General features: G+C 60.3%; 1 pseudogene. It reads right to left on the reverse strand.

Annotated elements, in window-relative coordinates:
• Positions 1-810: pseudogene (locus NW853_RS10340) on the reverse strand (type II secretion system protein); the annotation flags it as partial.
• Positions 811-842: the final 32 nt, after the last annotated feature.

Genomic DNA, 842 nt, shown 5'->3' on the forward strand with positions numbered 1-842 from the left:
TGTTCTGGTTTGGGTGATGGTCTTTGGCTGACAAATATTGGGTTCACAAGCGGGCGTCCAATTACCCCAAATGGGATCACAATTGAGGCTGACCGCGCAGTACTTCTGATTGGGCAGCAGAGGTTTGCTCGAATCCGGCTGGCAAGGCAGGTTGACTGGCGGCAGCGGCTTTAGGTAGCGCAGGTCGTAGTCTTCCAGATCGCTGCCATCGCGGGTGGCAAAGCGCAATCGCGCAGTGCCGGTATTTTCATAGGTCTGGATCTCTACCAGGTAGGGAGAGTCCTGGGATGGATCCGCGCAGTCCAGCTCCAAGCGCAGAGTGACCAGGTTACTGCCGCTATCCTGCCAGGCCTCGGCCCCTGCCGCGTCCGGCCCTAGGCTGAGGCGAGTGCCGTTCCAAACGCCGTGGTCGATGAAGGTGGGTGGCTCCGCGGGGTTGGGAGGGTTGTAGTTGCGGTTGCGCCGGATGATCAGCCGCACGCCATCGTCGCCATCGAGGATGCGGTAGCTCTGCAGGCCCGGCCAGCGGGGATAGAGCTCCCCTACCCAGCGGACGACGAAGAAATCGTTGCCGTTGTTGTTGCCACTGCCGGATCCACCAGTTCTGCGCCGCCAGCAGGAGCGCCAGAAGTTGAACCCACTCGGAAAGTTAAGCTCATCTGCATCGGTCAGCAGATTCGTAAAACCATTGTTGCCATCGGGCTCTCCGCAACTGGGCATCCAGAACCAGTCGCCGCGATCCCGGCGATCGGGACTGGCAGGAGGCAGCGGCACCGACAGGCGGCAAAGGGGCTGCAGAATGTCAGACAAAGAGCCGCTGCAAGTGGGGAAATTGTTGTACA

The sequence above is a fragment of the Synechococcus sp. H55.11 genome, assembly GCF_047462475.1.
Taxonomy (GTDB): Bacteria; Cyanobacteriota; Cyanobacteriia; order Thermostichales; family Thermostichaceae; genus Thermostichus.